The following is a 12,556-nucleotide window of genomic DNA, read 5'->3' on the forward strand; positions in this document are numbered from 1 at the left end:
TAGTAAATCTGACATTAATTCATTACTTTAAATTATATTAGAAAATAGTGAAATGACAATACAAAATCGCATAATAGATATGACCGAAATTAGGACAAACTAGAAGCGAGCCATAGATTGGCAAATATAACGTTCAAAAAACAGGAGATGAATGCGGTGAGCTCAGCTATTTTATTTGATTTTGCCGATGCTGCAAGCGCCTCGGTAGCTTGCGATACGCTTCAGGAGCTGGGCTATGAGCCAATGCTTCATGAAGGCAATCGGGTACATATTCATGTGGATGGAGTGGATCTGACGTCTGCGCTGGAAATTGCGCAGGCCCATGGCGGGAGGCTGGTAGAGCAGGCGTCAATCCGTTCAGAAGCCATAACGAATACGGCGTATTCGCTGGATGCGATTACGATTCCGGCGCATGTTGTCAACGAGGATCTGAATATGCAGGATGAATTAGACGAGGGTTTGCACAACTGGAATGATGACGCCGACGAATACCGTGACGAGTTCAAGCCCGATGACGGCAGCTATAACCGTTTTAGCGGATAGCAGGAGGGGAGATGTGACAAGCCCCGCGCTTCGTCTGCACAAAATGCAAAAGTGCATTTTGTTTGACTCAAAACAACCAATAACGGGCTTCAAAATGCAAATATGCATTTGAAATCGATGATTCAGGTGAAATTGACGGTTTTATTGGTGATCAAAATGTATGTTTACATTTTGAAGGCTTGTTTCACCTAAAAAAGCTCCATCAAAATGCACTTTTGCATTTTGATGGAGCTTTTTGGTTTTGCTCAGTCGAAGGGGTGTGCCTTGGTGGCAGCGGGCTGAATGTGACTAGACAACTAACTAATGATTTACGCGTTAACCGCTGCTGCAGCGGCGCTCTTCCCGGCGTTGTAGCCGGTCGAGAAGGCTGCGGTAATGTTATAGCCGCCGGTATAGCCGTGGATATCGAGCACCTCGCCGCAGAAGTAGAGGCCTTCCGCCAGCTTGGACTGCATCGTTTGCGGATGAATCTCTTTCAAGTGCACGCCGCCGCCGGTGACGAACGCTTCCTCGATAGACAACGTGCCGTTGACGGCAACGGGGAAGTTTTTTATCCGCTTCGCCAGCTCCAGCCATGGCCCTTTCGGAATGTTGTCAAACGTAATGTCGCCGTTGATGCCGCATTGCTGCAAGAGCAGCTCCAGAAGCCGTTCTTGAACGTATGTGCGCAGCACATTTTTGACCGCTTTTTTCGGCTCCTGACGAGCAAGGCTAAGCGTCTCCTCATATACTTCAGACTCCGAGCGTCCAGGCATCAGATCGATCGTAACGAGTACCGTCGACTTTGCTTTGTCATCGCTGCCTGCATTTTTCTTCAATTCCTTTACGACGAACTGGCTGCAGCGCAGCGCTGCGGGGCCGGAGAGTCCAAAGTGGGTAAAAATCATATCGCCGTCATGCGAAATGAGCTTTTTGCCCTTTGCATTCCATACCGAAAGCGTCACGTCACGGAGCGACAGCCCCTGCAGGACACGGTTATGAATCCAGTGCTCTTTGGAGGTTAGCGGTACTTCAGTCGGGAACAGATCTGTTATCGTATGCCCGGCTTTCTTCGCCCACGGATATCCGTCGCCTGTAGAACCGGTATGAGGAACGGATTTGCCGCCTGTTGCGACAATAACAGACTTTGCCGCAATTTTGTCGCCGGATGCGAGCCGTATTCCTTGGACCGTCCCGTCTTCATAGAGTACTTCTTTGACCGGCATATTGATTCGGATCTCGACACCTTGATCCCGAACCTTGCGAACAAGGGCGTCGACAACGGTCTTCGCTTTATCGGATACCGGGAACATACGGCCGTTGTCTTCTTCTTTCAAAGCGATACCCATTCCTTCGAAAAAGGCGATGATATCGCGGTTGCCGAATTGATTCAGCGCGCTGAACAAAAATTTGCCGTTGCCAGGAATATGGCGAATTAACTCGTCCATATCCTTGATGTTCGTAACGTTGCAGCGTCCGCCGCCCGAAATCCCGAGCTTGCGGCCGAGCTTGTCTCCTTTATCGATGAGCAGAGTGCGCGCTCCTTCAGCGCTTGCAGCTACGGCGGCCATTAGTCCAGAGGGACCTCCGCCAATTATGATTACATCATACATTGTTCAATCAGCCTTTCTTTCTTCACTGCTGTCTATTGTAACATTGTTTGAATAAAGTTTTGTAAATAACCTTTCTGTGGTAGCGTTTGCAAAAGCAGTTTATAATAAAAAGAGAGTATCAAATGAACGGTCGAAGAACAACCGAAGGGTGTGAAAAGAATGAAGCGTCTAGAATGGGAACTCGCCGGATTAGAAGGCGTAAAGCTGTTCGTGCGGGAGTGGAAGCCGGAAAAAGAGCAGCCGCCCGCAGAACGAGGTGTTGTCTGCTTGCTCCACGGCATGGGAGAGCATGGTGACAGGTATGCGCATGTTGCCGCCAGATTAACGGCGGAAGGCTTTGCAGTGCTCGCTATGGATCAGCAAGGGCATGGACGTACGGCCGGGAGCAGAGGGTATATGCCGTCCATAGAGACCACAGTCAGTTATGTCGGCAAGCTGCTGGATGCAGCTTCGGAGCGTTATCCCGGCTTGCCCCGCTATTTGTACGGGCACAGCATGGGCGGAAATGTCATCTTGAACGCAGCTCTCCGTTTGAAGCCGGACATACAGGGCGTCATCGCTACAAGTCCATGGCTGCGTCTTGCTTTCTCTCCGCCTGCAGTACAGCTTTGGGCAGGCCGTATTATCGCCCGTGTCGCCCCGGGGCTTCCGCAATCAACCGGACTAAAGCCTGAGCAGCTCTACCGGCCGGGATATCCGCATGTCTCGCCGATTGAAGGTGACCCTTTGAATCATACACGAATTACAGTAAAGACATTTCTTGAAATTCAGGCTGCCGGAGAGTGGGCGCTAGCTCACATACAAGAGCTGAATATACCGCTGCTGCTGCTGCATGGAAGTGCGGATCAAGTAACCTCTTATGCGGCTAGCGCCGCGGCGGCGGAAAAGCTGGGAGACCGCTGTCGCTTTATTAGCTGGGACGGAGGCTTTCATGAGCTCCATAATGACATCGATGCCGAGCTTGTGATTGACTCTATTATAGAATGGTTGAAACGCTAATTGTAAAAAGATGTCGTTTATGTTTTAATCGGACTACAGAACAATAATCAATGTTATAATACCTGCCAAACGTCGAAGCTGCGGCAATCTATCCGGAATGCGATTAGAGGAGACTGATCGTCCGTGTTGAAAGAGATGCTGGTCCAATTTCTTATTTCATTATTGCCTGTATTTGCGTTTCAGCTCTGGAGCAACCGTGGAAAGGGCTGGAACGGAGTCCCCGCCTTTTTGAGCCTGTTCAGCGGCGTATCGGTCATATTGTGCATGCTGGTCAGCTTCAAGTTCAATGAGTATGAAATGAACTTCAGAATGATACCGTACCTCATCGGCAGTCTGTATGGCGGGCCTTATGCTGTGCTCGGACTGTCTGCCGTCTACACCATATTCCGGATCCCCACTTTGGGATCAACAACGGAAGTGATCTTCTTTATAGCTTTCATGGCGGCATATATTCCCATTATGCTGTTTCTTTATAAACCGTTTCAGCGGTCTCCGCGTCATAAAAAGCAGCGTATCGTCATGTTTTTGATGACGATTATTTTGCTCTATTTCATCATCACCATCGCTTATCACAGCTTTGAGCATCATATCGCCTGGTCCAACCAAGTCGTGCTCTCCATCGCATTGTCGATCATCGGTTCACTTGCTTCGATATGGATTTCTATATTCGTGATTGAGAGCTTGAAGGAGAACCAGCAGCTGCAATACGAAGTGCACAGGGTGTCAGTCAACCACCGGAGAGAGGTTGAGAAGCTGCAGCAATTCATTGATGAGACGACTTTCGGTGCTATTATTGTTAATCACCACGGCCGGATTACACATATCAACGAGACGGGCTATCGCCTGTTTCACAAGAGAGCCAACATTTCCGATCGCAAAGAAATCGTCGGCAAATATTATTCTGCTTTCCTGCATGCCGACCATCAGGCCAATGACATTCAATTGCTGCAAGAGGCATTGAAGGGGACGAAAACGAGCCTTGAACCGCTTATGGAGGATGGCCGGATGCTCGTAAAGACTGCTTTTAGCATCCGCAATCTGACAAGCGGTGCAATAACAGGCGCTGCGCTAATTGCACAAGATGTGACGGAACTGAACTTGCTGCGCAATGAAGTGGGCAGGATGGAACGGCTTAGTCTCGTAGGGCAGATGGCAGCCAGCATTACCCATGAGATCCGCAACCCTATGGCCGTCATACGCGGCTTTGTACAGCTGATGAAGGAGCGTATGCCGGGCGAGCAGCAGCATTATTTTCGCATCATTATGGAGGAGCTCGACCGGGCTAACGCCATTATTAGCGACTTTCTATCCTTGGCACAAAATCGCGCATTGGCCATGGAGATGAGCTCGCTTCACGAAATCATCAGCGAGATGGCGCCGCTTCTGGATGCCGATGCGAATATGCGGGGACAGTCGATTGAGTTGGAGCTTTGCGAATACATACCGCCGTTGATGCTGAACAACAAAGAGATCAAGCAATTGCTGCTCAATTTGGCGCGAAACGGAATGGAAGCGATGGGTGATAAAGGCGTGCTGAGGATGAAGACTGATTATGTACAGGAAGAGGAGCGGATCGAGCTCCGTATCCAAGACCATGGGGTCGGCATTCCGCAGGAGCAGATGCAGCATCTGTTTGAGCCGTTCTATACGACGAAAACCCGGGGAACCGGACTGGGTCTGCCGCTTTGTCTCAGCATAGCTGAACGCCATAACGGCAAAATCGAGGTGGAATCGAAGGAAGGCGAAGGCACGACCTTTATCGTCTCTTTTAACCGGAGCGCTTAGAGCGACATATTGGCAAGAAGGAATGTACATACTATCGTTGGCGAAACTTTACATGATCCAGGAGGGATGTCAACGATGGCTAAAGATAAGGAAAATAAAAAAGCTGCCCGGAATAAAGGCAGAGAGAACGTCGCGCCGGAATCGGCCGGTTTTGATAAAAAGCTGGACGGGCCTAATCGCCCTTCGACCTAACAGGGTCGTACCGGAGATTCGATTGCTGGCGCTGAGGAACAAGAATCGTAACAAACAACCGGGGCCGAGCTGCTCCGGTTGCTTTATTTTCGGAAATGGCGTCAGCCGTTTACACTTGTCACAAGGGGGGGTATAATAGTAACTAAATTTATGTAATTAAAGGAGTGTGTTCATATGTCGATGTCTTTTGAGAGATATATGTTAGATATGGTACAACCGATGCGTGATGATTTGACTCGTATCGGCATTCAAGAACTGCGTACGCCGGAGGAAGTAGAGGAAGCGATTCCTAACGCTAAAGGCACAACGCTTATCGTTGTGAACTCTGTCTGCGGATGCGCAGCAGGCCAATGCCGTCCTGGCGTTGCTGAAGCGCTGCAGCATGCTGTGACGCCTGATCAATTGTATACCGTATTTGCTGGTCAAGATAAAGAAGCTACGGCTAAAGCGCGCGAATATTTCGCACCGTATCCGCCGTCCTCCCCTTCCATCGCATTGATGAAAGACGGAGAGCTTGTTCACTTTATTGAGCGCCACCAAATCGAGAACCGTTCCGCAGATGATATCGCTGCTGATCTGACTGACGCATTCGACCGATTCTGCAAGTAATAATAGGAGGACCCTATGAGCTTACAACAAGAAATTATAGAACGGCTGGGCGTAAAGCCCGAGATTGATCCGCAGGCGGAAATTCGCCGCCGGGTCGATTTTCTGAAGCAATACGTCAAGCAGTCGGGAACTGCCGGCTTGCTGATCGCGATTAGCGGAGGCATCGACAGCGCGGTTGCTGCGGGACTCTGCAAGATTGCGACCGATGAATTGTCGGAGGAATCGGGCCGTGAATATATGACGCTGGGCGTGTTCCAGCCTTATAGCGAGCAGACTGATATTCATGACAGCTACGCGGTTGCTGAGGCATTCAATCTGAAGCACCGCGTGGAGACGAATATCGGCGAAGCTGTTGATGAGATTGCAATCGAAGTCGAGCATGGCTTCAAGAAATTAGGCATGCCTCGTCATTTGAGCCGCGGCGGCAAGGGCAACGTAAAGGCAAGAACCCGTATGGTCGTTCAATACGCGCTTGCGTTTGATCTTAACCTGCTCGTTGTCGGAACCGACCACGCTTCGGAGGCCATTACCGGCTTCTATACGAAGTGGGGTGACGGCGCAGTCGATATTACACCGCTCAGCACACTTAACAAACGACAGGTTCGCCAACTGGCAGCCGAGCTGGGTGTTCCGCAAAGCGTACTCGACAAAGCGCCGACAGCCGGGCTTTGGGACGGGCAAACCGATGAAGCTGAGCTCGGCATTCTGTATGACGAGAACAGCGCTTACCTCGAAGGCAAGGACATCGGTGCGGAAGCGAAGGAAAAGCTGGAGAAGCAATACTTGAAGACGGAGCATAAACGTTCTCCGATTCCAGGTATTTAAGGGAAGGAGCTGTCCTGGAAGGTCATCCAATGACCTTTCGGCGATAGCTTCTTTTTTTTATGTGCGGAGGAAAAGAGGCGCTTTTTGTCGAAAACAAGGGGAAAGGAATGAAGCCAAATACCGGAAGGAGAGACGGCAATGGCGATTTATGCGATAATGGCATTTGCGATGTGGGTTATCGGTTTTGCCGTGCTTAGACTTGTTATTCGTTCGGCTATCGATGATTCCCGCACCTCAGAAAAGCTGGATATGCTGACGGATGAGTTGAAGATGTTAAGGAGAGAGGTCAAGCAGTTGAAAGCGGGACAAGAAGTTTCCGAAGGCCGAACGCCTGAAATCAAACATATTATTAATCATAAAGTATAAGGTGAATCAAGGAGGAGCAGCAAATGACTGAGCAGCATACGGCATTGATAACTGGAGCGGACCGGGGAGTGGGTCTCGCGCTCGCTGCACAGCTTCTGGACAAGGGCTGGCAAGTTATAGCGGGGAAATACTTGACGCAATGGAAGGGACTTGAGGAGCTTCAATCCCGATACCCGGATCAATTACGGATCGTAGAGCTTAATGTAGGGGATGACCAATCGGTAGCCGCCGCTGTCCGGCAAGTAAGCGAATGGACAAATAAGCTGGATATGGTCATTAATAATGCAGCTATTCTGGGAGATATTCAGACGTCGATCGGCGATGAGCTGAACTTTGATGAAATGCTTCAAGCTTTCAATGTTAATTCACTTGGCGCGCTTCGGGTGACGAATGGTTTTCTGCCCCAAATTTTACGGAGCGAGGGCAAGCTGATCGTCAACATTTCCTCCGAAGCAGGGAGTGTCGCCAATTGCTGGCGGACGGGCTGGTTCGGCTATGCGATGTCCAAGTCCGCGCTTAACATGCAATCCATGCTTGTACATAGAGGCTTGAAGGACAAAGGGGGCAGAGTGCTTCTTCTGCATCCGGGTCATGTACAAAGCTATATGCAGGGCGAGCTCGACAACTCTGGAAAATATACACCGGAGCAATCGGCTGCCGCTATATTGAAGCTGGCTCAGCGCCGCCTTGGCGACGAATGGAATGGCGAAGAGCTTGCACTCATCGATCCGGAGGGACAAGTTATCCCGTGGTAGTTGGGGATTAGCAGTCCATGTTTTTGACTTCAAGGCTTTAATCTGTTAATGTCGGCTTCATATAAGAACGGAGTGGGAAAATGATCGTCGGAATCGGGCATGATGTGACCGATATGGGACGGATTGCTGCATTGCTGGAGAAGAAAATCGGCGGCCGGTTCATGGAGCGGATTTTGACGGAACGAGAGAGAGTATTATCTGCTTCTTATACAGGCAATCGGCTGATTCAGTTTGTCTCGGGCCGCTTTGCTGCCAAAGAAGCTGTCGTTAAGGCGCTCGGCTGCGGAATCGGCGAAAGGGTCGGCTTTACAGATATCGATATTTTGCGGGATGAGCTTGGCAAGCCGGTATGTGAGCTCTCAGCGGCCGCATGGTCCAGACTGGCGCTTGACCCGGGGCAGATGCGTCTCCATGTTACCATCACACATGATCGCTCGATTGCTTCGGCTGTTGCCATCGCGGAGCGGGCCATGGAATAAAATAAAAAGCCGATAACGTCAGCGCTTTGCGGTTGTGAGCGCGTCCTTATCGGCTTTTTCATTTATTTTTTCGCTGCCAGCCATGCCGCCAATCCGGCGATTTGTTCATCCGTCAGCCGATCCTTATACCCCTTCATCGTGCCGTTATTCGGCGAGCCCTCTTCAATTTGCTTGCGAATATCGGTTTCATTCATTCTTGCGCCGACCTTCTGCAAATTAGTCGCTTCGCCAATTCTTCCTTGCAGGTCGGAGCCGTGACAGCTGACGCAATTGGCTTTGTATACGGCTGCGGTATCGCCGGTGGCATCCATATGAGTCTTGGGAGCTGTGCTGCTGCCGCTTGGGCCTCCGCAACCTGCTAAAACGGCCGCTAAGGAAATGACAGCCATAATTGATACATATTTGAATATTTTATTGAAATTCACCGTATGCTCACCTTTTCCATATGATTTTTAACGACGAGTCTATATAATAGAATATGGTTTAATAAGATTATACAGGAGCAACAATGAAACCTACAAATGTACGAATTTTGCAGCATCAATTTACGCAATACCATGCTGAGGTCATCATGGCCGGGCAATCCGCATTTGCGGCGAGATGGTCGGACAAACGGTCCCAGCATAATTTTTTTCGCCTATGTTATATCGAGAAAGGCAGTGCCCGCTTGGTCATTGACGGTCAGACCCATACGCTGCATCCGGGAAAGCTTTATTTGCTGTGGCCGGAAGTCGAGCAATCGATCGTCAATACGGGAAAAGGAGCTTTGAACGCGTCCTGGTGCCATTTCCGCTTAACGAACCAGGATCAGCTTCCCGCTTACCGGATGCAGCTGCCGCTTAGTATTGATGTCCCGGATGAACAGCATGTTATTGACTTGTTTCGGAAAATGGTTGTGTCGCAAGCCTCTTTGACCTTGTCCAAGCAGCTGGTTATGCATGCTGCGCTGCTGGAACTGGTCGCCTGCTTTTTAGATGAGAGCATAAATGTATTCGATTCCATTAAGATCGCCCCTGATACGAAAAAGTGGCAGGAGGTTCTCGGCTATATCGACGAGAATTTGCACCGCAACATTCAGATTGAGGAATTAGCGAAGGTAGCCTACTTGCATCCCAATTATTTCATTACGGCATTCCGAAGTCTGATGGGCTGCTCGCCTATTCAATATGTAACGGAGCAGAGGCTGAGTTTAGCCAAGCAGCTGCTGGCCGATACGACGATGCCCATCGCCGATGTAGCTATTCGAGCGGGAATGCTCAATCATTATTTGTCGAGGCTGTTCAAGCGGCGGACCGGAATTACTCCGATGCAATACCGCCGGATTATGCAAAATCACAAGAAAGCTCAGATTAAGGATTTAACTGCAAAAGGAAGTGAAGGACGATGAGTAGCGTAGCAGAGCAGCATTTCAGCAGGGAGCTGTTGTCCTGGTACCGGGCGAACAAGCGAACGCTCCCATGGCGGGCGAACCGTGATCCTTACCGCATTTGGGTATCGGAAATTATGCTCCAGCAAACCCGGGTAGACACGGTTATTCCGTATTATGAGCGATTTATGGACCGTTTCCCGACGATCCGCGCGCTGGCTGAAGCGCCCGAACCCGAAGTGCTGAAATGCTGGGAAGGGCTCGGCTATTATTCTCGTGCCCGAAACCTGCAAGCAGGCGCTCGAATGGTGATGGAGCTGTACGGCGGCGAGGTGCCGGATGATAAAACGTCAGTTGCCGGACTTAAGGGTGTCGGTCCCTACACGAGCGGAGCGATAATGAGCATCGCCTTTAACCGTCCTGAGCCGGCTGTGGACGGCAATGTCATGCGGGTGTTGTCCCGTTATTTCTGCCTGGAGGAAGACATCGCCAAGCCCAAGACGCGTATTGGCATCGAGAAACTGGCCGTTTCGCTTATTCCGGAAGGGGCAGCTGGCGATTTCAATCAAGGGCTGATGGAGCTGGGGGCGCTCGTATGTACGCCAAAGTCGCCTAGCTGCTTGCTGTGTCCGGTGATGGAACACTGTGCCGGACGTATTGCGGGCAAAGAGCATGAGCTCCCTATCAAGACGAAGGCCAAGCCGCCGCGTCCTGAGCATCGTGTTGCGGCGATTATCTCCGGATCGGGAGCGAACACGGGCAAGGTGCTGGTTCGTCAACGGCCGGAAACCGGACTGCTGGCGCAAATGTGGGAGCTGCCGCATTTGCTGCTGTCCAAAGAGCAAACCTATCTGCTCGCTATTGACGGAGCTGCTGCAAGTGAGCAGGCAGCTGCCGGCGAGCTGCTGACGAAAGCAGTAGAAGCGGAAACTGGACTGCTGATCCGTCCCCGCAAATGGTTTATGGATGCAGAGCATGTATTTAGCCATATACATTGGACGATGCGTTTTTATCTCGCTGATCTCGGTGCAGAAGATTACAGTCTGGCGGCAGAATCGGCAGCAGCTTATGAGGCAGTCGGCGAAGCTTCTTCAGAGGCCGTACAGCAGCCATACCGCTGGATTGGGCCGGAGGATATGGAGACACTCGCTTTTCCAAATTTATTTTTACGTATTTTGCGAGAATATTGGGATTAAAGAGTGAAGGAAGCGGGGGAGCGTAATGACAACGGGAAGTATGCTGGAGCAACTGCTGGAGCATAAAATCGTCGCGATTCTTCGCGGCATTGAGGACCGGCATGCAGATGCAGCCGGACAAGCGCTAATTGACGGCGGTATCCGTTTAATGGAGATTACGATGAATACGCCGGGAGCAAGCGTCATGATTGAGCGCTGGCGTACTCTATTCGACGGCAAAGCATTCATCGGCGCGGGAACCGTGCTTGACTTGGAGATGGCGAAGATCGCCGTAGACGCCGGTGCACAATATTTGATTACGCCGAATTTAGATGAAGCAGTTGTGGCTTACGGCCGTGAGCGCGGTCTGTCGGTATGGCCGGGCGTAATGACGCCAACGGAAATTGTGAAGGCTTGGAAGGCAGGCGCAGATGCGGTAAAGATTTTCCCAATGGGGACACTGGGCACAAAATACTTAAGCGAAATTCGCGGGCCGCTTGATCAGATTCCGATGATGGCGACGGGCGGAGCAGACCTCAGCAATCTCGCTGAATATTTCAAGGCAGGCGCCAACGCTGTAGGCTTAGGCAGTAAGTTAGTGAACCTGGAATGGATTCGCGAAGGGAAATTTGATCAGGTGACGGAGCGGGCGCGGCAGTTTGTCGATGCCGTTCGGGACCTGTAAGAAAGAAGGGCGCGAGCGATGGCGGGAGCGGCAATTATCGGCGCTGGAGTAGCAATAGCGCTGGCGGGCGCAGCAGCGGCAGGGATATGGCGGGTCGGGGCTCGGAGTCAGAGCCCGAAGCGCAAAGAGGTGACGGGAATTGTGGATTCCCGGCTGATCGTGGACGATGTTGCTTTTGAAAGCGCGGGTTCGAAGCTGGCCGGCTGGCTGATTCGTCTGCCTTCTGCCGATGCGGATCGTCCGCTGCCGGTAGTCATCGTTGCTCACGGCTGGGGCTCGAACCGTTCGAGGGTGCTGCGGTATGCGAAGCCCCTGTATGAAGCGGGCTATGGTGTTTTCTTATACGATGCGCGAAGCCATGGCGACAGCGAAGACATTAAAGCGCCGTCGGCTCTTATGTTCCGCGATGATGTGCTTGCAGCTGTACAAGCTGTAAGCACGCTTCCTGGGATCGATAGGGACCGGATCGTGGTGCTAGGCCATTCATTGGGCGGATTTGGTGCCGTGTTATCGCTTGCGCAAGGGATGAAGGTTCGAGCTGTCGTAACGGATTCCATGCCGGTTCATTTCGATACAATGGTCCGGTCGCAGCTCAAGGCTAAGGGACTGCCGTTCTTCCCGCTGGGTTATTTCATTCCTGCGATATGGCTGCTTCGCGCCAAAATTCCCCGTGCCGTCGTGCGGGAGGCTAATGTCCCCGATATATTGCGGCAATATGCCGGGGCATCTGAAGCGGCGGCTTTACATAAAACGCCAGTCTATATGGTTCACTCGTTAGGCGACAGCTTTATTCCCGCCCAGGATTTGCAGAAGCTGAAGGATACGCTCGCTCCGGGCACAATTGATACGCTGTTCGTTCAATCTGATGGACACAGCGCTTCAGAGCAGGATCCGAAGTTTTGGGAGCATGTGCTGCCTTTCATTGAGCGCTCTATGAAATGACAAATGACCCTATACAAACAAAGGTGCCTGCAGCACGAAGCCGCAGGCGCAAGAGAGAATATATAATAAAGGGGGGTCATGTGTCTATTATAGAAGCGCAAGATGAAGCCAAGCTGAGTGGAATGTTACAATTGGATTACAAACTTTGCAGCGCTTTCAATTGAGAGTGATTCCGGTACAGCGATTTGCATCCTCGTAGGTAAATCAGGCAGGCTTGTATTCTAAACGCTAATGAGCCTGAAT

Annotated in this window: 15 protein-coding genes; 13 read left to right on the plus strand and 2 right to left on the minus strand. The window is 51.0% G+C overall.

Features of this window, described 5'->3' with window-relative positions; translation table 11 throughout:
* The first annotated feature begins 147 nt into the window (after positions 1–147).
* Positions 148–543, plus strand: coding sequence for a hypothetical protein (locus ACFVVF_RS14130; protein WP_387811478.1), 396 nt, complete (start codon positions 148–150; stop codon positions 541–543).
* 308 nt (positions 544–851) lie between these two features.
* On the opposite strand, the gene ACFVVF_RS14135 is transcribed toward ACFVVF_RS14130, so the two are convergent.
* A complete protein-coding gene (locus ACFVVF_RS14135; protein ID WP_387810345.1) occupies positions 852–2,135 on the minus strand; it encodes a BaiN/RdsA family NAD(P)/FAD-dependent oxidoreductase in 1,284 nt (427 codons plus the stop codon).
* Between the two features lie 159 nt (positions 2,136–2,294).
* Here ACFVVF_RS14135 and ACFVVF_RS14140 point away from each other — a divergent pair, with 159 nt between their 5' ends.
* From ACFVVF_RS14140 to acpS, 8 genes are all read left to right on the plus strand, one after another.
* On the plus strand, positions 2,295–3,134 hold the full coding sequence (locus ACFVVF_RS14140) for an alpha/beta hydrolase (protein WP_387810348.1): 840 nt from the start codon (positions 2,295–2,297) through the stop codon (positions 3,132–3,134).
* Positions 3,135–3,257: 123 nt separating this feature from the next.
* Positions 3,258–4,919 carry an ATP-binding protein gene (locus ACFVVF_RS14145; RefSeq protein WP_387810351.1) on the plus strand — a complete coding sequence of 554 codons (1,662 nt, stop codon included), beginning with the start codon at positions 3,258–3,260 and terminating at the stop codon, positions 4,917–4,919.
* A gap of 75 nt (positions 4,920–4,994) precedes the next feature.
* On the plus strand, positions 4,995–5,111 hold the full coding sequence (locus tag ACFVVF_RS14150) for a spore protein (RefSeq protein ID WP_387810354.1): 117 nt from the start codon (positions 4,995–4,997) through the stop codon (positions 5,109–5,111).
* 174 nt (positions 5,112–5,285) lie between these two features.
* A complete protein-coding gene (locus ACFVVF_RS14155) occupies positions 5,286–5,720 on the plus strand; it encodes a BrxA/BrxB family bacilliredoxin (protein WP_387810357.1) in 435 nt (144 codons plus the stop codon).
* A 15-nt stretch (positions 5,721–5,735) separates the two neighbouring features.
* The gene (nadE, locus tag ACFVVF_RS14160; protein ID WP_387810360.1) at positions 5,736–6,545 is read left to right on the plus strand and encodes an ammonia-dependent NAD(+) synthetase; all 810 of its coding nucleotides are present in this window, start codon (positions 5,736–5,738) and stop codon (positions 6,543–6,545) included.
* Positions 6,546–6,683: 138 nt separating this feature from the next.
* A complete protein-coding gene (locus tag ACFVVF_RS14165; RefSeq protein ID WP_387810363.1) occupies positions 6,684–6,911 on the plus strand; it encodes a thioredoxin domain-containing protein in 228 nt (75 codons plus the stop codon).
* A 23-nt stretch (positions 6,912–6,934) separates the two neighbouring features.
* On the plus strand, positions 6,935–7,666 hold the full coding sequence (locus ACFVVF_RS14170; RefSeq protein ID WP_387810366.1) for an SDR family NAD(P)-dependent oxidoreductase: 732 nt from the start codon (positions 6,935–6,937) through the stop codon (positions 7,664–7,666).
* Between the two features lie 80 nt (positions 7,667–7,746).
* Positions 7,747–8,145, plus strand: a complete 399-nt coding sequence (gene acpS / locus ACFVVF_RS14175; protein WP_387810369.1) for a holo-ACP synthase — start codon at positions 7,747–7,749, stop codon at positions 8,143–8,145.
* A gap of 62 nt (positions 8,146–8,207) precedes the next feature.
* Here acpS and ACFVVF_RS14180 read toward each other — a convergent pair whose 3' ends face one another.
* Positions 8,208–8,570, minus strand: a complete 363-nt coding sequence (locus ACFVVF_RS14180) for a c-type cytochrome (protein WP_387810372.1) — start codon at positions 8,568–8,570, stop codon at positions 8,208–8,210.
* A gap of 83 nt (positions 8,571–8,653) precedes the next feature.
* Here ACFVVF_RS14180 and ACFVVF_RS14185 point away from each other — a divergent pair, with 83 nt between their 5' ends.
* Genes ACFVVF_RS14185 through ACFVVF_RS14200 form a run of 4 tightly spaced genes read left to right on the plus strand, consistent with a single transcriptional unit; the run spans position 8,654 to position 12,313 of the window.
* Positions 8,654–9,532, plus strand: a complete 879-nt coding sequence (locus ACFVVF_RS14185; RefSeq protein WP_387810375.1) for a helix-turn-helix transcriptional regulator — start codon at positions 8,654–8,656, stop codon at positions 9,530–9,532.
* Positions 9,529–10,707 carry an A/G-specific adenine glycosylase gene (gene mutY, locus ACFVVF_RS14190; RefSeq protein WP_387810378.1) on the plus strand — a complete coding sequence of 393 codons (1,179 nt, stop codon included), beginning with the start codon at positions 9,529–9,531 and terminating at the stop codon, positions 10,705–10,707. The genes ACFVVF_RS14185 and mutY overlap by 4 nt, the downstream gene beginning before the upstream one ends.
* 25 nt (positions 10,708–10,732) lie before the next feature.
* Positions 10,733–11,371, plus strand: a complete 639-nt coding sequence (locus ACFVVF_RS14195) for a bifunctional 4-hydroxy-2-oxoglutarate aldolase/2-dehydro-3-deoxy-phosphogluconate aldolase (RefSeq protein WP_387810381.1) — start codon at positions 10,733–10,735, stop codon at positions 11,369–11,371.
* Between the two features lie 18 nt (positions 11,372–11,389).
* Positions 11,390–12,313 carry an alpha/beta hydrolase gene (locus ACFVVF_RS14200; RefSeq protein WP_387810384.1) on the plus strand — a complete coding sequence of 308 codons (924 nt, stop codon included), beginning with the start codon at positions 11,390–11,392 and terminating at the stop codon, positions 12,311–12,313.
* The last annotated feature ends 243 nt before the right edge of the window (positions 12,314–12,556 follow it).

This window comes from Paenibacillus sp. NPDC058174 (assembly GCF_042883865.1).
GTDB lineage: Bacteria > Bacillota > Bacilli > Paenibacillales > Paenibacillaceae > Pristimantibacillus.